Source organism: Burkholderia cepacia ATCC 25416 (assembly GCF_001411495.1).
Lineage (GTDB): Bacteria > Pseudomonadota > Gammaproteobacteria > Burkholderiales > Burkholderiaceae > Burkholderia > Burkholderia cepacia.
The window spans coordinates 144629-166870 of record NZ_CP012982.1 but is presented as its reverse complement, the minus strand read 5'-3'; the positions used below and the strand labels follow the sequence as shown (position 1 = coordinate 166870).

The following is a 22242-nucleotide window of genomic DNA, read 5'->3' as shown; positions in this document are numbered from 1 at the left end:
GCCCGGTGGGCCGATATCGCGCATGACATGCGTAATTGTTGCTGATCCTGATTTAATTCCGTTTGAACGTTGCGGATAACGCAGGATACGCCGCATAACGCGCAAACGATATCCTGCCGGGGCGATGATTCATGTGCAGTCGCAGCATGCGTTTCAATCGCGCGTTCGATGCGGGGGCGGCAGCCCCTGGCACCGGGCATCGATGCCCGCAGCCTGGCGTGCTGCGATGCAGCATCAAATGATGGCGCCGCAACACGAAAAACGCCGCGTGGCGCGATGCCTGTCGGTGTCGCGCCACGCGGCGTTGCGGTTTGCGATAGCGGGCGAAGCCGGCGTGCGCCGGCTCGCGCGTCACACGTCGAAGAACACCGTTTCGTCGGGCCCCTGCATGCGGATGTCGAAGCGGTAGACGACCGGGCGGCCCGGTTGCGCGTCGCGTTTCGCGACGAGCGTCGCGCGACGCTCGGCGGGCACCGCGTTCAGCACCGGGTCGGCGGCGTTCGCGGCGGCTTCGTCGTCGAAATACACGCGCGTGAACGCATGGGTGAGGATCCCGCGCATCATCACGGTCACGTTGATGTGCGGCGCCTCGCCGGCGGTGATGCGGCCCGGCTTCACCGTCTCGACGACGAAGCGCTGCTGCGCATCGGTGCCGGTGCCGACCCGCGCGAAGCCCGTGAAGCCGGATTTCGCGATGTCGTCGCGCGACGCGGGGTAGCGGCCCGCGCTGTCCACCTGCGTGAATTCGAGCACCGCGTCGCCAACGACGTTGCCGTCGCCGTCGAACACCTGGCCGATCAGCAGCACGTGCTCGCCTTCGGCGTGTGCCGCGGCGATCGTCGGCGTGAACAGGCTTTTCAGGTCGTAGTCGTATTGCTGCGGGCACAGGCCGTACGCGAAGTACGGGCCGACCGTCTGCGAAGGGGTTTGCTTCAGCGTCGTCATGGTTCAGCGCTCCATCGGGGTAGCGTCGCGGCCGCGCAGCACGATGTCGAATTCGTAGCCGAGCGCATAGCCTTCTTCGGTGATGTCCATCGAGAAGCGCGAAATCAGGCGGTCGCGCGCGGCCTCGGGCGTGCCCTGGAAGATCGGGTCGTACGCGAGCAGCGGATCGCCGGGGAAGTACATCTGCGTGACGAGACGCGAACCGAAGTAATCGCCGAACAGCGAGAAATGGATGTGATTCGGGCGCCACGCGTTCGGATGGTTGCCCCACGGATACGCGCCGGGCTTGATCGTCAGGAAGCGGTAGCGGCCTTCGTTGTCGGTCAGGCAGCGGCCCGCGCCGAGGAAGTTCGGGTCGAGCGGCGCATCGTGCTGGTCGACCTTGTGCACGTAGCGGCCGGCCGCGTTCGCCTGCCACACCTCGACGAGCGTGTTGCGCACGGGCTTGCCGCCTTCGTCGAGCACGCGGCCGGTGACGACCATGCGCTCACCGAGCGGCTCGCCGTTCTTCACGGCGTTCTTCGTCAGGTCGTGGTCGAGCGCGCCGAGATCCTCGGCGCCGTAGACGGGCGCGTACTGGTCGCGCAGTTTCTCCTTCAGCGGGATCAGCGGGCGGGTCGGGCCGCGCTTCACGGACGAACGGTACTCGGGGTGGATATAGGCCGGATGCGACGGCCAGTCGCGCGGCGTGAGGATCGTGGGGGAATCCATCGGGCGTCTCCTGATAGGTATTTCGCGAAGTGGATGGCAGGACTTTAGCCAATCCGGAAAGTTATGCAAAATGACCTTTTTTCGCGAATCGCATAACCGTTCGTTATGTTCGACGCGCCAATGAAAATTCCGCCGGACAGGATGCCTGTCCGGCGGAAAAAGCGATCGGGCTTCGCGTCGTCGGTGACGACCCCGTGCACGGCCCTCCAGCCAGCCCGTCGCTGCTTTTTGTGTTTTCGTTCTTGTTGTTATCCGGCCTCCCTGAGCGCGCCCGTCATGACTGGCGGCCGGGATCGAACACGATCCCGTCGAATTCGAGTGACAGCGTGCCGCCGCGCAGCAGTGCCGCAGGCGTCGCGTCCCGGTCGGCGCCGAGCACGTCGCTCACGTAGTCCGCGCAGAACGCACGCCGCGTCCGCAGGTTGAAGCGGTTGCCGAGCAGCGCGTCGATCCGCTGTTCCGCCGTTGCATGCATCCGGCGCTGCGCGTCGGCGGTCGGTGCCGCGACGCGGCGTGCCAGTGCGATGCGCCCGCCGTCGGTACGGGCGACGAAGCGCGACAGCGGCGTGAGTTTCGTCCACGCAAACCCGGATTCGGCGATCACGGGCTCGTCGCCCGACGTATCGACGACGATGCCGAAGCGATTGGCCCACGTGCCCGTCGTGCCCATCGTGCCCGCCGCGTCGCGCGGCGCGCTCGCCGGCACGCGGATGAACACGAGATCCCCGACGTGCGCGCTGGCGGCCAGCGTGCGGATCGTGGCGAGCGGCATCGTGCGATCCGTGTCGCGTGCATCGCGCGGGGCGGTGTGGCGCGATTCGTAGGCGGCGGTTTCGGTTCGGGTGGTCATTTCGGCTCCGTCGTTCGGTGACAGCACGGAGCGGATTATGCAGACAAGTATCCGAAAGTGTTCATTTGTGTGTGCAGGTAGCCTAATATCTGACCTTGAGCATCATTTTTCGATACCAAAATGACCGAAACCGCCCAACTCATCGAAATGCTGAAGCGCCAGTTGAAGGCGCAGGGCATGACCTACCGCGACGTCGCGCGGGCGCTCGACGTCTCCGAGACGAGCGTGAAGCGGCTGTTCGCCAGCGGCCGCTTCACGCTGGAGCGTGTCGTGGAGATCGCCCAGCTGCTCGGCTATACGCTCGCCGAACTCGTGCAGGAGGCTTCCGCGTCGGCGCCGAGGCTGCGCGTGCTGACCGAGCAGCAGGAGGCGTTGCTCGTGTCGGACGACAAGCTGCTGCTCGTTGCCGTCTGCGCGATCAACTACTGGACCGTGCAGGACATCGTGTCGACCTATCAGGTGACCCAGGCCGAGTGCGTGAAATACCTGCTGATGCTCGACCGGATGAACGTCGTCGCGCTGCTGCCGGGCGACCGGATTCGCGTGCGCGTCGCGCGCGATTTCGACTGGCTGCCCGGCGGGCCGATCCGCCGTTATTTCCATGCGCACGCGCTCGGCGATTTTCTCGACAGCCGCTTCGACGGGGAGGGCGAGACGATGACGTTCTCGCAGGGGATGCTGACGGAGGCTGCCGCCGCGGAGCTCGAGCTGGAGTTGCGCCGGCTGCGCAGCAAGGCGGCCGCGCTGCATGCGGAATCGTCGTCCGCGCCGCTCGCGCAGAAGCACGGGACGAGCTTGCTGATCGCGAAGCGGATGTGGGAGCCGGCCGGTTTCCAGGCTCTGCGGCGTCGCGCGTGATGCCTCGTCGAACGCTTGGGGCGATCCGGAAAGTTATGCAAAATGGCGTTTCATCGTCAATCGCATAACCACCCGTTATGAATAACCGTATCGCCGACGGCCGCGTCAAGTTCCGGCACCTGCAGTGCTTTCTCGCGGTCGCGCAGCTGGGCGGCGTGCAGAAGGCGGCGGAAAGCCTGTCGATCACGCAGCCGGCCGTCTCGAAGACGATCGCCGAACTGGAGGCGATCCTCGGCGTGAAGCTGTTCGAGCGCGGCCGGCAGGGCGCGCAGCCGACCCGCGAGGCGCAGCTGTTCATGCCGCATGCGAACGCGTGCGTGCTGGCGCTGCGGCAGGGTGTCGGGCTGCTTGCGCGTGAGGGCGGAGCCGCCGCGGCGACGCTGGAAATCGGCATGCTGCCGACGGTCGCGGCATCGCTTGCGCCGGCGTTGATGAAGGCGCTCACCGAGCGCTGGCCGCGCGTCGTCGTGCGGATCACGACGGCCGCGAATGCCGATCTGCTCGAGCGCCTGAAGTCGGGCGCGATCGAGTGCGCGATCGGGCGGCTGTCGGAGCCGGAGCGGATGATCGGGCTCGCGTTCGAGCAGTTGTACAACGAGCCGCTGGTTGCCGTCGTGCGTGCCGGGCATCCGCTGCTTTCAAGCGCGGCACCGGCGGCCGAGCTCGCACGCCATCCGGTCGTGCTGCCGCCGTTCGGCACGCTGATCCGCCAGTCGGCCGAGCAGTTGCTCGGCGCCTGCGGCGCGCCGCCGCTGGATTCGTTCATCGAGGTGCTGTCGGTATCGGTCGCGCGCGCGCTGACGCTCGAAAACGATGCGGTCTGGTTCGTGCCGCTCTATGCGGCCGAATACGACCTGTCGGCCGGGGCGCTGGCACGCCTGCCGCTGCCGTCCGCGGGCACCGACGAGCCGGTCGGGCTCATCCTGCGTACCGATGCGCAGCCGTCGCCGGTCGCGCGGACGCTGATCGATGCCGTGCGCGACATCGCGCGGTCGCGGTTCGGCGATGCGCGAGCGCACCAGTCGCCACGCGTGGCGCGCAAGCGGGCTCGTCGCGACGAATAACCCGGGGCGGATCGCGCGGCAAGCGCGGACCGAGCCGTCCCCGGCTATCGAATTGGCCGTCCGGCCAGTAGCTGTCCCGGTGGTGCTTGGCTTATCGTACCGATTTTGGTACGATGGGTGTCAAGACGATGACGAGACAGCAGATCCAGGTCACGCTCGGCGTGCGGTTCTTCCAGACGGCTCGTGGCAACGAGCCGGTGCGCGAATGGCTGAAGTTGCTTGGGCAAGCGGAGCGAAGGGTGATCGGCGAGGAGATCAAGACCGTTCAACTCGGCTGGCCGCTCGGCATGCCGCTGGTCCGGAAGATGGCACCGGATCTGTGGGAGATCCGCGTGGCGCTGCCGGGGCGGAGCGCCCGTGTGCTGTTTACGGTCGTCGGCGACACGATGGTCCTGCTGCACGGCTTTTTCAAGCAGTCGCGCGTCACGCCGTCGGACGATCTCGATGTCACCGTCGCGCGTCTCAAAGCGTTGACGCATGCCATCTGAATTTCCCGGTTGCGCCGGAACGCACCGTCTTCGACGGGCAGGCAGCCGGCAACGCCATGCACTGGAGTACCTCATGACGACCACGAACCATCCGCATATCGGCAGCGATTTCGATACCTTCCTCGAGGAGGACGGCAATCTCGAAGCGGCCACCGCCACCGCGATCAAGCGCGTGATCGCGTGGCAGATCGGGCAGGAAATGAAGGCGCAGCACATCACGAAAACCGCGATGGCCGCGCGGATGAAAACCAGCCGCGCCGCGCTCAACCGGCTGCTCGACGAAACCGACACGAGCCTCACGCTCGCGACGCTCGCGAGCGCGGCCGCCGCGCTCGGCAAACGGCTCAGCTTCGAGCTGGTGCCGGCCTGACGAGCGTGAAGCAGCGGCGTATGGCCGGGTTCGCGCCCATATGCGTGATGCGCACGATGCGCACGGCGCAGTGGCCGGCCCTCCGGCCGGCGGGTCGGCCATGATTCGCCGGCGTGTCGCCGCAAGCCGGCGAGTGCCGGCCCGCGCGCACATGCCGGGTCACTGGCGCGGTCCGGTCACCCGCAGATAGAGCAGCGCACCGCCCGCGAGCAGCAGCGGGCACAGGATGGCCCAGCCGGTCGTCAGGAACAGCCCGGCAACCGCAACCAGCGAAACCCACGCACAGCGGTAAGCGATGCCGCCGCGCGGCAGCAACTTCAGCGCGGCGGCCGCACCGAGCCCATACACCATCACGAAACATCCGGACGTCACGAGCACGAGCGGTTTCGGCCCGACGTCCGAGAGCGTCGTCGCGGCCAGCGCAACGGCTGCGAGCGTGGCGATCACGCCGAGGCTTCGGCGCGGGACGCCGCCGACCTGGCTGCCTTGCGCGAGCCACGCGGGTAATGCGCCGTCGCGACCGAGCGCCGCACCGAGCTTGGCCGCGCCCGCGAAATACGCGTTCATCGTGCCGAGCGTGAGCAGCAGCGCGGCCGCGGCGGCGAGCACCTGTGCATGACCGCCGATGCCGCCTGCGATCAGTTCGGCGAGCGGCGCCCCCGAAGCGCCCGCGGAAGGCCCGAGCACCGTCACGCTCGCGGCGGCGACCGACAGATACAGGAATCCGACCACCACGACGGCGATCCCGGCCGAGCGCGGCATGTCGTGTGCGGGCCGTCGGAACTCGGCCGCGAGGTGCGTGATCGCTTCCCAGCCGGCGAAACTCCACACGAGCAGCGCGGCGGCCTGGCCGACCGCGAGCCAGCCGTGCGGGGCGAACGGATGCAGGTTCGCCGTGCGCGCATGCGGCGCGGAGGCGAGCACCGCCGCGAGCAGCAGCGTGACGAGCAACGCCGACAACACGAGCTGCATGCGGCCCGAAACGGTGACACCGAAAGCATTCGCGGCCGACACGGTCGCGATCAGCGCGGCAGCGGTAACGATGACGGTCGTGTGCCCGCCGCCCGTCACGGCCGCGACGTATGCGCCGGCGAACATCGCGGCAGCCGGCGCGCCGGCCGGTACCGCGAAGTAGAAGCACCATCCGACGACCGCCGCGGCTTTCGGCCCGAATGCGCGCCGGGCGTAGGTCGAGACCCCGCCTGCATCGGGATAACGCGCGCCGAGTGCGGCGAAGGTGGCCGCGAGCGGCCCGGACAACACGACCAGCGCGGCCCACGCGAGCAGGGATGCCGGGCCCGCGACCTCGGCGGCCAGCGCGGGCAGCGCGATCACGCCGGTGCCGAGCACCGCGCCGATATAGAGCGCGGCGCCCTGGAAAATCGTCAGCGAGCCCGCGTGATGAGCGGCGGGCGAGTCGGCATGCGAGGGCATGGACAGCAGTCTCCGGAAATCTTGTTGTGCTGGAGCGCGGGCGCCCGCGCGGAAAGTCGTTCGATGCTACCCGAAGGCAGGCGGTCGCGCGGCCCCGCGATCAGTAGTCGGTGTGGTGCTGCGTGTCAGCCGATGTCAGTGGCTGCGCGCGAGCCGCAGGCGCGCTTCCTCGCGCGCGGCGGGCGACAGTTCGGGGGCGTAGTGGAACGCCCCGGAAACCAGCGAGGCGACGGGCACGCCGTCGCGGAACAGCACGCGATTTCCCGCGAGGGCCGGCACCTTGTCGCCGGGCAGCAGCGTGCCGGCAAGATTCAGCGGATCGGCGCCCGTCACGCAAACGTACTGTCCGTCGCCCGGTTGCCGCCGCAGTTCGCGCAGGACCGGGATCGCTTCAGGCAGCGCGAACTGTTCGCCCGCGAGCCCGGCGACGAAGCGTCCGCCGCGAATCTCGCCGCGCGCTTCGAGGCGTTGCAGCACGCGCACGAGCTCGCGCCAGTTCGGCAGCCAGTCGGCTTCGCGTTCGAGCAACCGCCAGAACACGACGCCATAGCGGCGCAGCAGCGTCCAGACGATGTGTTCGAGTGCGTCGGGATCGGTCGCGGGCGCACCGCGCCTCGGTGCCGGGCTTGGCGTGTCAGCCGGTGCCGAAGCGCGTTGCACGAGCGCCCAGCGGCCGGCGTCGTCCATTCCGCCGATCAGCGCACCGCCGCGCCGCGTGCGCGGCGCATAGGTCGCGCTGCGCTTGACGGCAGGTTTCAGCAGTGCGCGGAGGCCCGCGTAGCTGTCCGCATTCACGAGGCCGGCCGACACCAGTTCGCCGAGCGCCTGCTCGAGTTCGACGGGCAGCATGTGCAGGTCGTCGAGCAGCGCATCGAAGAACATCGCGCCGTGCGCGGCGAGGGTGTCGCGCACCTGGGCGGCCCGTGCGGACAGCGCCGGTTGCGCGTCGGGATCGCGCAGCGCCTGCCAGGCAGAGAGGTGGCGGCGCGGCAGAAGCACGATCGGTGTCGTCTTAACGGGCGTGCCGGCCGCGCGGGCCGGCGCGCCGATGCGCGTCCACACGAGCTTGCCGGAGCGGCACAGCTCGTCGAGCCCGCCCGCCGTGTAGTCGGTGAGGCGCGCGGGCAGCAGCGCGTCTTCCCATGCGCTCGCCGCGGCCTCGTAACCCTCGAGCTGTTCGACCACGGCCGCGAGTGCATCGCGGCCCGTACCGCGCGTGTCGGGTGTCAGGTGTTGCCAGTGGAACAGGAAGCGCATGAAGTCGGCGCGCTCCACCGGCTCGATTTCGCGGCGCAGCCGTTTCACCGTGTAGCGATGAATGCGCGCAAGCAAATGGCGTTCGCACCATTCGTCGGTCGTCGTGCCCGGTGTGAACCGGCCGCGCATCACATAACCTTCGCGCTCCAGCGCCGCGAGCGCCGTCGCGACCGACGCAGGCGGCAGGCCGAGCGGTGTCGCGATCGCGTCGAGTGCAAGCGGGCCGAAACCGGTGAGCCGCGCGCGGATCACGTCGACGAGCGCGGCATCCGCTTCCCACGGCTGCGCGCAGGCAGCCGGCACCTTGAGCGCCGGCGCGATGCGGGCATCGGGATGCAACGCACGCAGGCACACGAGCCGTTCGACCGGCACCCACAGGGCGCCGCCGCCGGGCGTCACGAGTTTCGTCGCGCGGCGGCGTTCGGCAAGTTCCGCGAGCCGGTCGGGCCAGCCTTCGTGCGCGTGCGCTTCGCTGTCGGCGATGCATGCGAGCGTGAGCAGCGCGTCGTGCATTTCGTCGGCGTCGCGCACGAGCGGCCAGGCTTCGTCGCGCACGGCATCGATCGCGTCGGCGTCGAGCGCGCCGAGATCGTCGGCCGATTCAGGGTCGCTCCAGCGGCGCGACTGTACGGCCTGCGTGCGGCGCTCTTCCAGCGGCGCGTCGTCGAGGAACGCATACGGTTTCGCGTTCAGGATCTCGGCCGCGAGCGGCGACGGCGCGGGCAGGTCGCGCGCGATCAGCTCGATCGCACCGCTCTCGATCCGGCGCAGCAGCGCGAGCCAGCCGTCGGTGTCCATTGCGTCGTGCAGGCAGTCGTCGAGCGTCTGGTCGACGAGCGGGTGATGCGGTATCTCGCGTTCGCCGACGATGTTCTCGAGGCAGGCGACCTGATCGGGAAACACGGTCGCGAGCAGATCCTCGCTCTTCATCCGCTGCAGTTGCGGCGCGGTGCGCTTGCCGCCGGTGAAGCGCGGCAGCGCGAGCGCCGTCGTCGCGTTCCAGCGCCAGCGCACGCCGAACATCGGCGCGTCGAGGAGTGCCTGGACGAGGACGTGTTCGGCGCTGGCCGAACGCAGGTAACGCCACACTTCGTCGAGCGCGAAGCTGTGCGCGAGCGACAGCGACAGGATGATCGCGTCGTCGGTCGCGGCCGCCTGCAACTCGAAGTTGAAGCTGCGGCAGAAGCGCTTGCGCAGTGCGAGCCCCCATGCGCGGTTGATGCGGCTGCCGAACGGCGAATGGATCACGAGCTGCGTGCCGCCCGATTCGTCGAAGAAGCGTTCCATCACGAGCGTGTCCTGCGTCGGCAGCGCGCCGAGCGCGGCGCGGGTGCGGGCGAGGTAGTCGACGATCTGGCGGGCGGCGTCGGGCGACAGGCGGAGATCGTCGACGAGCCAGCGCAACGCCGGCGCGAGGCGGCTTTCGGCGGTGGCGGCGACGACGGTGTCGTGCCGCAAGCCGGTCGAGGCGTCGGTATCGGCTTCGATCCCGGCCTTCGATTTCGCCTTCGCGCCCGCTTTGGCGTCGGCCCGGGGCACGGGCTTTCCGCCAGTCCCTTCACCGATGCGTTCACGGTTCTTGCCATGTGCGAGCCGGTCGCCGTCCGCGAACAGTCCGTCGAGCCGCGCGCGCAGCCGGCCGACCGCCGCCGACAGCTCGTCGCTGCGCCCCGGCGCCTCGCCGAGCCAGAACGGAATGTTCGGCGACTGGCCCTGCGCGTCCTCGACACGCACGCGGCCCGTTTCCACGCGAATGATCCGGTACGACTGGTTGCCGAGCTGGAACACGTCGCCAGCGAGGCTCTCGATCGCGAAATCCTCGTTGACCGTGCCGACCTGGATGCCCTGCGGTTCGAGCAGCACCGCGTAGTCGGCCATGTCGGGGATCGTGCCGCCCGACGTGGTCGCGGTCATCATCGCGTTGCGGCGCCCGCGCACGGTGCCGCCGACCACGTCGCGATGCAGGTACGCGCCGCGCACGCCGCGCCGGCTCGTGAAGCCTTCGGCGAGCATCTTCATCACTTCGTCGAAGCGCTCGCGTGTCAGCCGCGCGTACGGCGCCGCGCGCGTGAAGCTCGCATACAGCGCGTCTTCCTGCCATTCCGTGCACGCCACTTCGGCGACGATCTGCTGCGCGAGCACGTCGAGCGGCGCTTCGGGAATCCGCAGCGCGTCGAGCTCGCCGCGTTGCACGCAATCGAGCAGGGCCGCGCATTCGACGAGCTCGTCGCGCGACAGCGGGAACAGGCGCCCCTTCGGCACGCCGCCGACATGGTGTCCGGAGCGGCCGACGCGCTGCAGGAACGGCGCGATGCCGCGCGGCGAGCCGACCTGGCAGACCAGATCGACGTCGCCGATATCGATGCCGAGTTCGAGCGATGCGGTGGCGACGAGCAGCTTCAGTTCGCCGCGCTTCAGCCGCTGTTCGGCGTCGAAGCGGTGCTCCTTCGCGAGACTGCCGTGATGCGCGGCGATCGCATCCTTGCCGAGCCGGTCGGCGAGATGGCGCGCCATGCGCTCGGCGGTGCGCCGCGTGTTGACGAACACCAGCGTCGTGCGGTGCGCGGCCGCGAGCCCGGCAATGCGGTCGTACACCTGTTCCCACACGTCGGTGGCCATCACGGGTTCGAGCGGCACGTTCGGCAGTTCGAGCGCGAGGTCGCGCTCGCGTGTGTGGCCCGTGTCGACGATCGTGCAATCGCGCGGCGCGTCGGCCGGCCCGCCGACGAGGAAGCGCGCGACCGCATCGATCGGCTTTTGCGTGGCGGAGAGCCCGATGCGCGGCAGCGCTCGGCCGGCCAGCGCGTCGAGACGTTCGAGCGACAACGCGAGATGGCTGCCGCGCTTGGACGATGCGAGTGCGTGGATCTCGTCGACGATGACCGAGCGCACGTTCGACAGCATCTGCCGCCCCGACGTGGACGACAGCAGCACGTACAGCGACTCGGGTGTCGTGACGAGGATGTGCGGCGCGCGCTTGCGCAGCGCCGCGCGCTCGGCCTGCGTCGTGTCGCCGGTGCGCACGGCGGTACGGATCGCCGGCACCGGCAGGCCGAGTTGCGCGAGCGAATCGGCGATGCCGGCGAGCGGCGCATCGAGGTTCACGTGGATGTCGTTGGACAGCGCCTTCAGCGGCGACACGTACACGACGAGCGTCGCGTCGGGCAGCGTGCCGTCATGCGCGAGCGCATCGCGCACCAGATCGTCAAGCGCGCACAGGAACGCGGTGAGCGTCTTGCCGGAGCCGGTGGGCGCGGCGACCAGCGTCGAGCGGCCGGCCTTGATGTGCGGCCACGCGAGCGCCTGCGCGCCGGTGGGCGCGGCGAACGTGCGCCGGAACCACGCGGCGACGGCCGGGTGGAACACGTCGAGCGCACGGGCGGCAGGGCGGGTAGCGGTGACGTCCATCGGAGCGTTGAAATAGGGTGCAAGCAGGGCGCAAAGCGTGCGCAAGGCGCGCACGAATCGAATCGTCAGTGTGCCAGACGTCGCGCGTGCGTGCCGGGTGCGCGTGTCGGCGAACGGGACTCAAATGGGGGCCTGCACCGTACTTTCAATGGACGGAAAGTTGCATGCGCGCCGGCGTGCCGATAGCACGCCGAATCGCGTCAAATTGCGCCGAATTGCAACTAGACGCGATGCAGCCAGCCGAGCCAGTGTTCGAGCAGCGGCGTACGCGAGCACAACGACTGCGCGAGCCACAGCGTGCCGCCCCATGCGGCGCCCACGACGATCAGGTCGCAGCGCCCGCTGTTCCACAGGTTGAGTGAATGACGCCGCCAGATCCACGGTACGCCGAGCGGGTTCGGCCAGTCGGCGAGCAGGTGCATCACGCCGCCGCATGCGAAGCCGAACAGCGGCGCGGCCCACAGCGGATGCGGATGATGGATGAGCCCGTGCCAGCCGAGTGCGAGCAGGGCGATCCAGCCGATGCCCCAGTGCGTGATGGTTCGATGCGTGACCCACAGGCGGCGCTTGCGGCGCCACCATGCGACTTCGAGCCAGTCGGGCGCGGTACCGCCCGCGACGCCCGCCGCGAATGCGGCGAACATGCCCGAATGCCACGGGCCCGTGGCGCCGGTTTGTGCGACGAGGGCGGCGGCGGCGACGCCGGCCGCGAAGCCGGACGCATGATGCGCGTTGTGTGATGCCATAGGAAGCGAGACGAAGAAACGTGAGGCGGCGCGTGAACGAACCAGTGATGCGGTGTGAAAGCGGGGCGCTATCTTCGCAGATCGGATCGCGCAGCGGGATGGACGTTTGCAGATTTTTTTTCACGCGTCACGTGGCCTGTCGCGCAGTTCGCAACTTTCGGTTTTTGTGCGCTGCGTGATGACGTGAACCGGTGTGAATTGCGGCCGCGCGCCCGGTGCAATTTCGACCTGTCCGCATCCGTGTCGAGAAGCGGCGACATGACCAGGCGCACACAGCGAATGCGCTTTCATCGCATGTCACGTGTTCGACCCTTTTTGTCCCCCTATACTACGAAACCGGATATGGCCGTCGGTGCGCCGGCGACCATGCGCGGGACAGGTGCTTTTCCTGCCTGAAGGAGATCCACATGGGGGACATGCAATGACTACGCTGAATCGCTTCAAATCATCCGCTGTCGTGCTCGCGACGGTGGCCGGCATCGGTTTCCTGCCGAACGCACCCGTCTATGCGAAGGGGCCGCAGCCGGCCGTCCTGACGAGCTCGGCGGTCGCGGTGGCCGACAAGTACAGCGCGGATGCCGCGGAGCGGATCTTCAAGGAAGGCGGCAACGCGATCGACGCGGCCGTCGCGATCGCCTTCACGCTCGCCGTCACGTATCCGGAAGCCGGCAACATCGGCGGCGGCGGCTTCATGACGATCTACAAGGACGGCAAGCCGTACTTCATCGACTACCGTGAGCGTGCGCCGCTCGCCGCGACGAAGGACATGTATCTCGACAAGGACGGCAACGTCGTCAAGGGCATGAGCCTGTACGGCCCGCGCGCGGTCGGCGTACCGGGCACGGTCGCGGGCATGTGGGAAGCGCAGAAGCGCTTCGGCAAGCTGAAGTGGAAGCAGGTGCTCGCGCCGGCGATCCACTATGCACGCGATGGCTTCGTCGTCGACGAGCAGCTCGCGCAGCGCGGCGTCGACGCGTCGAAGGAGTTCGGCGGCAAGACCAACTTCGACAAGTATTTCTCCGGGCTGAAGGCGGGCGTGAACTTCAAGCAGCCCGATCTCGCCGACGTGCTCACGCGCATCGCGAACGACGGCGCGGAAGGTTTCTACAAGGGCAAGACGGCCGAGCTGATCGCCGCGTCGATGAAGACCGGCGACGGCAACGGGCTGATCACCACCGAGGATCTCGCGCAGTACCGCGCGGTGTGGCGCCAGCCGGTGCAGGCGAAGTGGAACGGCTATGACGTGATCACCGCGCCGCCGCCGAGCTCGGGCGGCATCGGCCTCGTGCAGTTGCTGAAGATGAAGGCCGACCTCAAGCAGGACTTCGAGGGCGTGAAGCTCAACTCGCCGCAGTACATCCACCTCGTCGCGGAAATCGAGAAGCGCGTGTTCGCCGATCGTGCGCAGTATCTCGGCGATCCCGATTTCTACAAGGTGCCGATCGCGCAGCTGACCGACGACGCCTATATCGCGAAGCGGGCGGCCGAAGTCAACCCGAAGGAGCCGTCGGATACGAAGAGCGTGCAGCCGGGCCTCGGCACGACGATGCCGGAGAAGGCTGAAACGACGCACTTCTCGGTGGTCGACAAGTGGGGCAACGCGGTGTCGAACACCTACACGGTCAACGGCTATTTCGGTTCGGGCGTGATCGCCGACGGCACGGGCATCGTGCTGAACGACGAGATGGACGACTTCTCCGCGAAGCCGGGCGTGGCGAACATGTTCGGCGTGGTCGGCAGCGACGCGAACGCGATCGAACCGAAGAAGCGCCCGCTGTCGTCGATGTCGCCGACGATCATGACGAAGGACGGCAAGGTGTCGCTGGTGATCGGCACGCCGGGCGGCTCGCGTATCTTCACGTCGATCTTCCAGGTGATCAACAACATCTACGATTTCAAGATGCCGTTGAAGGAGGCCGTCGGCGCGATGCGCTTCCATCACCAGCTGCTGCCGCCGAACACGATCTTCTGGGAGCCGTACCACCCGATCGAAGGCGAACTCGCGAAGCAGATCGAGGCGCGCGGCTACACGCTGAAGGGGCAGGATTTCAGCGGCGACATCCAGGTGATCAAGATCGACGGCAAGACGCCGGAGGCGATGGCCGACCCGCGCGGGCGTGGTGTGACGCGGGTCATTCGCTGATGTGAAGCGGTGCGTGCGCGGTTGCGAAGGCGGCCGCGCACGCCGTGTTCCGCGGCTGGGCGCCGGATGCACGCTGCGGAACGCACTCAGCCGGTCGTCCGGATGAATCCGGCGATCCGCGCCGCGATGGCGTCGGGCGCATCCTCGAAGCAGTAGTGCCCGACGCCCGCCAGCCGCTCGACGGGCGCGGACGGAAACAGCGCGGTGAAGAGCGGCAGGAAATGTTCGGCGCCGAGTGTCCGGTCGGCGTCTCCCCAGATCGCGAGCGCGGGTTTGTCGCGTATCGCGCGCAATGCCGCCGCATCGGGCACCTCGAACCGGTGCGCGCCCGCGGCAAACCCGCGGGCCCATCCGATCGCGCCGAGACAGTCCGCCGGTTGCGCGAACGGCGCACCGTATGCGGCGATCCACGTGTCGGTGATGACTGCGTGGTTCTCGAAACCGTTCAGTTTCAGCGTGCTCAGGATGTTGAAGCCGAGCTGACCGAGCACCGTCTCGAGCGTATCGTCCGCCGCCGCACGCATGATCCACTGGAACCACGGCGCATCGCGGCCGTTCGCGGTCAGCCGCTCGACGAGATCGGGCTGGCCGAACGGCGTCGGCCCGTTCGCCGACACGATGCGCCGGATCCGGTCCGGATGACGCGCGGCGAGCCCCATGCCGACCGGGCCGCCGAAATCGTGCATCACGAGCGTGATGCGCTCGAGGCCGCGCGCCAGCACGAAGCGCTCGAGGTTGTCGATATGGTCCTGCAACCAGTAGCTGCGATCCTGCGGCGTCGCGCTTTTGCCGAATCCCATGTGATCGGGCACGACGATGCGGTGCGTCGGACGCAGCGCCGCAACCAGATGGCGGAACAGGTAACCCCACGTAGGTTCGCCATGCAGGCACAGAACGGTTTCGCCGTCGTGCGGGCCTTCGTCCACGTAGTGCATCCGGAAGCCGGATGCGTCGTCGAAATGCGGGGTGAAAGGAAAGGTGCCGTCGAACGTGGCATCGGACCGGATCATCGAATGCTCCTTCGGTAGTCGGATAGTTTGGTTTCAAGTTGAAACCGAATCGAAGCGTAGGATATCGGGTTGCAAGTTGCAACCAAAAAGAGGGCCGCGGCAATCGACGGACATTCGGCGCGTTGGTGCGGGATGATGTGCCGGAACGGGAAAATGCCGGAATTTATAGACCAGATGTACGAACTGGAGTGCCAATGAGGCCCGAATCGACCATGGCGTTCATCGATCGCGAACAGTCGAGCCCCGCGCGATTGATCTTTCGTGTGACGAGTTTTATATTGCAACCATTCATTTCAACGAGCGTAACCACCGTTCCGCCCGCATTCCCGGAACGGCATTGCCTCATGCATCGATGAACAGACGAACCACGCACGAAGATTCCCTTTGCGGCGTTGCCCGCCCGCTGGACGCGATCGGCGACTGGTGGTCGCTGCTGATCGTCCGCGACGCGTTCGACGGGTTGCGCCGCTTCGGCGAATTCCAGAAGAACCTCGGGCTGGCCAAGAACATCCTGGCCGCGCGTCTGCGCAACCTGGTCGCGCACGGGATCATGGACATCGTGCCGGCCGCGGACGGCGGCGCGCATCACGAATACGTGCTGACCGAGAAAGGGCGCGGCCTGTTTCCGCTGCTCGTCGCATTGCGGCAGTGGGGCGAGGATTTCTTCTTCGAACCCGACGAGGCGCACGTGCTGCTCGTCGACCGGAAGACCGGGCTGCCCGTCAGGAAGCTCGAGCTGCGTTCGCAGGACGGGCGCGTGCTCGGGCCGGAGGACACGGTCGTGTTGCCGCCGCCGGACTGACGCGCCTGACGCGCGGCGATCGGCGATCGCCGATCGCGTTACCGCTTCAACAGCGCATGCGCGTGCACGATCTGCTCGGCGAGCTGGTTGATCGAGATGCGCCGTTCCATCGCCTGCGAGCGGATCTGCTGATATGCCTCTTCCTCGCTGATCGCGTTGTGCTGCATCAGCAGCGTTTTCGCTTCCTGCAGCGTGCGCGCGGACATCACGCGCTGTTCCAGCTGCGCGATGCGGCGCCGGTATTCGTCGTGCCGCCGGCTCTGGTGACACGCGAGCGCCATCGCGCTCAACAGGCCGAACGAACGCACCGGCGTCGTTACCGCGCTCTGCGCATCGATGCGCAGCATCAGTTCGAGGATCGTCGGGCTTTCGTAGGTCGTGACGGCGATGAGCGGCGGCCGCGCATCGTCCTCGAGCCACGGGATCGACAGGTGCAGCAGGTCGGGCCGGACCGCGAGGATCACGAGGTCGACGCTCTCCGGCAGCGCGGCGGGCGGCGGCCAGCGCTGCTCGCTCGGGCAACCGATGCGCGAGAGCTGCTCGACGAGCAGCAGGCCGTTGTCGTCATCCGGGTAGTACACCATCACGCGCAGCGAGCGCAGTTCGGCGAGCAGGCGCGGCGTCGAGCGGATCGGGGTGCGGGCGCGCATCGTCGGTTACGCCTTCTGTTCGTCTGGCGCGTGCACGCGGTCGCCGAGCGAATGCGTGACGAGGTACGGATCGGGATGCACGCGCCGCGTCGCTTCGCGCACGATCGTGAAATTGCCGTCGGCCGTCGCGCAGCCGATGCGCGGGTACAGGCACGTGTGCTGCGTGAGCCGGTCGATCTTCACGCGGCCCTGCGGCGCGTCGAATTCCGCGTCCGCGAGATGTTCGACGAGCCGGTCGCGCTGGTCGGTGCCGGCGCGCGCGAGTGCATTGGCGAACAGGTGAACCTGGAAATACGCGGCTTCCCACGGCGCGGAGGCGTTCGCGTCGTCGCCGAAGCGCGCCTTGAGCTGCGCGATGCAGCGCCGGTTCACGTCCGAATCGATGGTCTGGAAGTAGGGCGACGACGTGTAGTGGCCGGCCGCGGCCGCGCCCATCTGACCGAGCTCGATCTCGGAGGTCGTCAGGCTCGCGATCGGCATCTTGCGCGCATCGAGGCCGGCTTGCGCATACGCACGGTAGAACGCGGCCGTGCTGTCGCCGACGAGCGTGCTGAACACGAAGTCGGGCGCCTTCGCGCGGATGTCCTCGACGACCGCCGCGAAATCCTGCTCGGACGCGACGAGCGGCATGTAGACCTCGCCGAGGATCTGGCCTTCCGGATGCTGCGTGACGAGGTCGATCATGATGCGGTTCGACTCGTACGGGTAGATGTAGTCGGACCCGACGAGATACACGCGCGCACCGAACTGCGCGGTCATGAACGCAGCGAGCTGCACGCTGTTCTGGTTCGGGGCCGCACCCGTGTAGATCACGTTCGGCGAGAACTCGAAGCCTTCGTAGAGCGTCGGGTAGAACAGCAGCTTGTCCCACTTCTCGACGATCGGAATCAGCGCCTTGCGGCTGCTCGACATGTATCCGCCGAACAGCACGTTCACGCGCTCGGTGGCGATCAGTTCCTCGGCGAGCCGCGCATAGACGGCCGGGTCCGAACAGGCGTCGTGCACGACGGGCACGATCTCGCAGCCGTTCGCGCCGCCCGCTTCGTTGATCTCGGCGATCGCCTGCAGCGTGCCGCGCAACTGGCTCCGGCCAAGGTGCGACGTGCATCCGCTCTGCGAGAACAATACGCCAACCTTCACACTGTTCATTCGGTCGTTCCTGTCTCTTCCGGGTGGGGCCGTCATGCGGTCAGTCGTCCGGCCGCGTGCGCGACGACGGCCGGCAATGCGTCGCCGTTCGCCGCGTGCACGCAGCGCGGGCCGACGCCAAGTATTGTAGACAACCCGGGCGGCTCGCCGAACGACAGACCGGCAATCGCGACACCGCGCCGCCGGCCCTGGCGTGCCGCGTGACGCGCATCCTCGACGAGGTAGCGCGGGTCGAACACGTCGACGTCGGCGGCTTCGCCGTCGCCGATCAGCAGCACGGCGGCCCGCGCATTCGCGGTTTCGCGGCGCAGCAAGGCCAGCGCATGCCGCAGTGCCGCGCCCGTGCGCGTGCTCATCCCGCTGTCGGCCGCGAGCAGCGCCGCGCGGCGGCCGGCGTCGAACGCTTCGCCGAAATCCTTGAAGCGCGCGTAGTACACGCGATGCCGGCCGTCCGACGTGTAGCCGTGCACGGCCCAGCGGCGCCGCTGCCGGTCGAACAGGTCGCCGAGCACGAACGCCGCGCGTTTCTCGAGCGTGGCGACCTGCGCGGCCGTCGACGCCGACAGGTCGAGCAGGATCAGCACGGGCCCGCGCGCGTCGTGCGGCACGCGGCGACGGAACACGCGCGGATCGGGCGCGTGCCCGGCGCACCGGGCGATGCGTGCGGCGATCGCCGCATCGACGTCGAGCGCATCGCCGTCGAGCTGGCGGCCCACGCGCCGCAGCAGCTCCGATGCGCGCTCGGCCGGCATTCGCTTTGCCGCGCGCCGGTCGGCGTCGATCAGTGCGGAAAGCGACGGCGGCGGCGCCGACGTGGCGGGCGCGCGTTCGACGATCGTCGTCCAGTCGCGTCGTTCGCGCTGCGTGCGGCAATTCCACTCGGGATAGCGCGGCGCATCGGGTGCGGACGGCGGTGCGTCGTCGCGTTCGTCGCTGGGGCCGCCGGTCGAGGCCGACATCTCGACGCCGTCGTTGCCCGCCTGTTCGGCCGCCGCGGTGGCCGGCCGCGCCCACAGCCACGCATTGTCGTCGCGATAGGGCAGCCATGCGCCGTCGTCAGGCTCGAAGCGCACGCGCATCTGGCCGAGATCGTTCGCGAGCCTCGACGCAATCGTGCGAAACGCACGGTAATCGTCGAGCGTGTCGCGTCGCTCGGCGAACAGCTGCGCGCCCTTGTCGACCCACGGGTTGCCGTCGCGATACGACGGATCGAACAACGCTTTCGCGAGCCGCGCGCACAGGCAGCCGAACGTGAGCCCTTCACGGCCGATCGGCGCGAACGCCGGCGCCCAGAACGTTGCGAGCCCCGGCCATTCGCGGGCCAGCAGCGCCTCGACGCGCGCATCCTCGATCACGCCGGCGACGGCCGAACCGATCTGCGTCAGCGTGTCGGCCGGCTCGCCGGACGGCGAGTGCCGCCAGTGAGCCAGCGCGTGCGCGGCCGCCGCGATGCGCGCATCGGGCGGCAACGCACGGGGCACGCGCAGCGCGGCATGGCCGAGCGTCGCGCGCGGCGCCGCGTCGTCGAGGCGCACGTCGGTCTCGTGCGCGGTCATCCCGTGCAGGAAGCGGGCGAGTGGCAGTGCGCTCATGTCGCGAAGTACGCGGCGGCCATCGTCTGCAACGCGGCACGCGTGTCGGCGTCGTCGGTCGCCGCGTCGCTGATCGCGATCCGGCAGGCATCGAGCGGCGCGAGCCCCGCGACGATCAGCCTTGCCGCGTGCACGAGCAGGCGCGTCGACGCGCCTTCGTCGAGCCCGTTGCCCGCCTGCGCCAGCGCCCGCGTGCGCTGCGCAAGATCGACGAGCCGGCGCGCGGTTTCGCGGTCGGCGCCGCTTTCGCGCACGACGACGTCGGCCTCGTGCGCGGCATCCGGATAGCCGAAGTCGATTGCGACGAAACGTTGCCGCGTCGACGGCTTCAGCCGCCGGTGCTCGCCGTGATAGCCGGGGTTGTACGAGATCACCAGATGGAAATCCGGATGCGCATGGACGACTTCGCCGAGCCGGTCGAGCGGCAGCACGCGCCGAGAATCGGTCAGCGGGTGGATCACGACCGTCGCGTCGGGGCGCGCCTCGACGATCTCGTCGAGATAGCAGATCGCGCCGTGCCGCGCCGCGAGCGTGAGCGGCCCGTCGGCCCAGTAGGTGCCGTCGGCGTCGAGCAGGTGGCGGCCCGTCAGGTCGGCCGCCGACGTGTCGTCGTTGCACGCGACCTGGATCAGCGGCAGGCCCATGCGCCACGCCATGTATTCGACGAAACGCGTCTTGCCGCAGCCGGTCGGCCCTTTCAGCAGGACCGGCAGGTGATGGCGGCAGGCCGTCTCGAACCAGTCGGCCTCGGCACCGGCCGGCTGGTAGAACGGCACATCGGCGATGCGGTGCCCGGCGAGCGGATCGGTGGCCAGCGGCGTATCGCGTGCGCTCATTACCACCTCCCCGTCATCATCAGCATGCCGGGCAGCCAGCAGGTGCCGACGCCGATCGCGATCGTGTAGCCGGGCAGGAAGCGCACGGTCCGCTTCAGCCCGAGCGCGACGAAGAACAGGAACCACAGGCTCGACCACAGCAGCCACATCGCCCCGAAACGCGCGTCGCTCGACGTGCCCGCATAGACGAGTGCGCTGATCGCGACGAACAGGCAATACCAGCCGAGGCCGGCGCCTTGCAGCCCGCGCCACTGGACGGCGGCGAGATACAGGTACGTGAACGCGAACAGCAGCCCGCCCGCGCTCGAGAAAAACTGCGGCGGCGCCGACGCCTGCACGAGGCCGGCGAGGTTGATCAGCAGCGCGAGCAGCCCGACGAGCAGGTTCAGGCCGGCCGCGTCGCGCGGTTCGATGCGGCCGGTGAGCGCGACGCCGTTGACGACCAGCACCGCGCCGATGAAGAAAAGAGCGACACCGAGCATGATGAAGGCTCCAGAGTGAGACGGCGCCGTTTGCGCAGGCAGCGCGAACGGCCGGGCGGGGCGCGGGTTCAGCGATGCGCGGGCGCTTCGGACGGAATGCCTTCGATCGGGCATTCGGGCGTGCCGGGTGTCGCGCGTGTCAGGCGTTCGACGGCCTGGCGCGTGCCGTCCGGGTCGTTCACCCAGTTCGCATAGAACTCGAACGGGCATTGCGCGACGCCGTTCGGCGATTCGCCGGAACCGATCTTGCCCGTGTAGCCGCGGTGCAGCAGCTTGTACAAGTGGTTCTGCGACTGCATGTTGCGGCGCGCGTCGCGGATCAGGCTCACCGACAGCTCCGCGTACTGCACGCCGTTCTCTTCCTCGCCGCATTCGCCGAGCGTGCGGCCGTCGAAGCCGACGATCGCCGAGTGGCCGAAATACGAGTACACGCCGTCGAATCCGGACGCATTCGCGACTGCCACGTAGCAGTTGTTCATGAACGCCATCGCTTTCGACACGAGCACCTGCTGGTCTTTCGCCGGGTACATGTAGCCCTGGCAGCGCACGACGAGCTCGGCGCCGCGCATCACGCAGTCGCGCCAGATCTCCGGGTAGTTGCCGTCGTCGCAGATGATCAGGCTGATCTTCAGCCCCTTCGGCCCTTCGGCGACGTACGTGCAGTCGCCCGGATACCAGCCTTCGACCGGCACCCACGGCATGATCTTGCGGTACTTCTGCACGATCTCGCCCTGGTTGTTGATCAGCACGAGCGTGTTGTACGGCGCCTTGTCCGGGTGTTCCTCGTGGCGCTCGCCGGTCAGCGAGAACACGCCCCACACGTTCGCCTTGCGGCACGCGGCCGCGAAGATGTCGGTTTCCTCGCCGGGGATCGTCGATGCGGTGTCATACATCTCCTTCGCGTCGTACATGATCCCGTGCGTCGAATACTCGGGAAACACGATGAGGTCCATGCCGGGCAGGCCGCGCTTGATGCCGACCACGCGCTCCGCGATTTCGCGGGCGTTCGCGATCACGTCGGCGCGCGTGTGCAGGCGCGGCATCTTGTACTGGACGACGGCGACGCCGACGGCGTCGTTGCTGCTGGAAATATCGCCATGACGCATGGTGTGCTCCTGGTTCGGGTGAAGACGTGCGTTTTCGAAAGACAAAAAAAAGCCCTTGCCTCGACGAGCGAGGCAAGGGCTTCTTTGCCGGTCCGTTCATCCGACAACGCTGTCGGATAACGGGAATGCGGATGGGCGGCCCGAAACGGGGCCGGCGAAGCGCGGGCTAGCGGGCGCGCGCTGCGCACGATCGTGGGACGTCTTTGTCCGCCGGATCGATGGGATGCACTCTAGGCAAAGTTTTTTTTGGACGCAACATCGCGTATACCCCTGCACGCGGTGAGGGCGCGGCGTGCGCCCGGGATCGTGTATTGCGCCGCGCGATCGAGCGGGGTCGGACG

Annotated in this window: 19 protein-coding genes; 6 read left to right on the top strand and 13 right to left on the bottom strand. The window is 68.2% G+C overall.

What is annotated here, in order from left to right:
* Positions 1-351: 351 nt before the first annotated feature.
* The 3 genes from pcaG to APZ15_RS18170 all read right to left on the bottom strand — a co-directional run bounded on the left by pcaG (position 352) and on the right by APZ15_RS18170 (position 2506).
* The gene (pcaG, locus tag APZ15_RS18180) at positions 352-945 is read right to left on the bottom strand and encodes a protocatechuate 3,4-dioxygenase subunit alpha (RefSeq protein WP_027791369.1); all 594 of its coding nucleotides are present in this window, start codon (positions 943-945) and stop codon (positions 352-354) included.
* 3 nt (positions 946-948) lie between these two features.
* Complete coding sequence (pcaH, locus tag APZ15_RS18175) at positions 949-1656, bottom strand: protocatechuate 3,4-dioxygenase subunit beta (RefSeq protein WP_021159510.1); 708 nt, start codon at positions 1654-1656, stop codon at positions 949-951.
* Positions 1657-1930: 274 nt separating this feature from the next.
* The gene (locus tag APZ15_RS18170; RefSeq protein WP_027791370.1) at positions 1931-2506 is read right to left on the bottom strand and encodes a YiiX/YebB-like N1pC/P60 family cysteine hydrolase; all 576 of its coding nucleotides are present in this window, start codon (positions 2504-2506) and stop codon (positions 1931-1933) included.
* A gap of 120 nt (positions 2507-2626) precedes the next feature.
* On the opposite strand from APZ15_RS18170, the gene APZ15_RS18165 reads away from it, so the two are divergent.
* The 4 genes from APZ15_RS18165 (at position 2627) to APZ15_RS18150 (ending at position 5286) form a co-directional block, all read left to right on the top strand.
* Entirely contained in the window at positions 2627-3364 is a 738-nt protein-coding gene (locus APZ15_RS18165) for a helix-turn-helix domain-containing protein (RefSeq protein ID WP_027791371.1), read from the top strand.
* Positions 3365-3441: 77 nt separating this feature from the next.
* On the top strand, positions 3442-4428 hold the full coding sequence (pcaQ, locus tag APZ15_RS18160) for a pca operon transcription factor PcaQ (RefSeq protein WP_027791372.1): 987 nt from the start codon (positions 3442-3444) through the stop codon (positions 4426-4428).
* 128 nt (positions 4429-4556) lie between these two features.
* Positions 4557-4916, top strand: coding sequence for a type II toxin-antitoxin system RelE/ParE family toxin (locus tag APZ15_RS18155; RefSeq protein ID WP_027791373.1), 360 nt, complete (start codon positions 4557-4559; stop codon positions 4914-4916).
* A gap of 73 nt (positions 4917-4989) precedes the next feature.
* Positions 4990-5286, top strand: a complete 297-nt coding sequence (locus tag APZ15_RS18150; RefSeq protein ID WP_027791374.1) for an XRE family transcriptional regulator — start codon at positions 4990-4992, stop codon at positions 5284-5286.
* 159 nt (positions 5287-5445) lie between these two features.
* Here the strand turns inward: APZ15_RS18150 and APZ15_RS18145 are convergent, their stop codons facing one another.
* From APZ15_RS18145 to APZ15_RS18135, 3 genes are all read right to left on the bottom strand, one after another.
* Positions 5446-6720, bottom strand: a complete 1275-nt coding sequence (locus APZ15_RS18145; RefSeq protein WP_027791375.1) for an APC family permease — start codon at positions 6718-6720, stop codon at positions 5446-5448.
* Positions 6721-6855: 135 nt separating this feature from the next.
* Positions 6856-11385 (bottom strand): DEAD/DEAH box helicase, encoded by a 4530-nt coding sequence (locus APZ15_RS18140; RefSeq protein ID WP_027791376.1) that lies wholly within the window; start codon positions 11383-11385, stop codon positions 6856-6858.
* A 221-nt stretch (positions 11386-11606) separates the two neighbouring features.
* A complete protein-coding gene (locus APZ15_RS18135; RefSeq protein WP_027791377.1) occupies positions 11607-12131 on the bottom strand; it encodes a metal-dependent hydrolase in 525 nt (174 codons plus the stop codon).
* 421 nt (positions 12132-12552) lie between these two features.
* Here APZ15_RS18135 and ggt point away from each other — a divergent pair, with 421 nt between their 5' ends.
* A complete protein-coding gene (gene ggt, locus APZ15_RS18130) occupies positions 12553-14274 on the top strand; it encodes a gamma-glutamyltransferase (RefSeq protein WP_027791378.1) in 1722 nt (573 codons plus the stop codon).
* 86 nt (positions 14275-14360) lie between these two features.
* Here ggt and APZ15_RS18125 read toward each other — a convergent pair whose 3' ends face one another.
* Positions 14361-15284: an alpha/beta fold hydrolase gene (locus APZ15_RS18125; protein ID WP_027791379.1), complete on the bottom strand. Its 924-nt coding sequence runs from the start codon at positions 15282-15284 to the stop codon at positions 14361-14363.
* A gap of 352 nt (positions 15285-15636) precedes the next feature.
* Here APZ15_RS18125 and APZ15_RS18120 point away from each other — a divergent pair, with 352 nt between their 5' ends.
* Positions 15637-16086, top strand: coding sequence for a winged helix-turn-helix transcriptional regulator (locus tag APZ15_RS18120; protein WP_027791380.1), 450 nt, complete (start codon positions 15637-15639; stop codon positions 16084-16086).
* 38 nt (positions 16087-16124) lie between these two features.
* On the opposite strand, the gene APZ15_RS18115 is transcribed toward APZ15_RS18120, so the two are convergent.
* The 6 genes from APZ15_RS18115 to APZ15_RS18090 all read right to left on the bottom strand — a co-directional run bounded on the left by APZ15_RS18115 (position 16125) and on the right by APZ15_RS18090 (position 21901).
* Positions 16125-16736: an ANTAR domain-containing response regulator gene (locus tag APZ15_RS18115; RefSeq protein ID WP_027791381.1), complete on the bottom strand. Its 612-nt coding sequence runs from the start codon at positions 16734-16736 to the stop codon at positions 16125-16127.
* A 6-nt stretch (positions 16737-16742) separates the two neighbouring features.
* A complete protein-coding gene (locus tag APZ15_RS18110; RefSeq protein ID WP_027791382.1) occupies positions 16743-17885 on the bottom strand; it encodes a transporter substrate-binding domain-containing protein in 1143 nt (380 codons plus the stop codon).
* Between the two features lie 32 nt (positions 17886-17917).
* Positions 17918-19477: a nitric oxide reductase activation protein gene (locus APZ15_RS18105; protein ID WP_027791383.1), complete on the bottom strand. Its 1560-nt coding sequence runs from the start codon at positions 19475-19477 to the stop codon at positions 17918-17920.
* Entirely contained in the window at positions 19474-20313 is an 840-nt protein-coding gene (locus APZ15_RS18100; protein WP_027791384.1) for a CbbQ/NirQ/NorQ/GpvN family protein, read from the bottom strand. Before APZ15_RS18100 ends, APZ15_RS18105 begins: the two co-directional genes overlap by 4 nt.
* Complete coding sequence (locus tag APZ15_RS18095) at positions 20313-20795, bottom strand: AmiS/UreI family transporter (protein WP_021159494.1); 483 nt, start codon at positions 20793-20795, stop codon at positions 20313-20315. The genes APZ15_RS18100 and APZ15_RS18095 overlap by 1 nt, the downstream gene beginning before the upstream one ends.
* Before the next feature lie 68 nt (positions 20796-20863).
* Positions 20864-21901, bottom strand: coding sequence for an aliphatic amidase (locus APZ15_RS18090; protein ID WP_021159493.1), 1038 nt, complete (start codon positions 21899-21901; stop codon positions 20864-20866).
* Positions 21902-22242 lie beyond the last annotated feature (341 nt).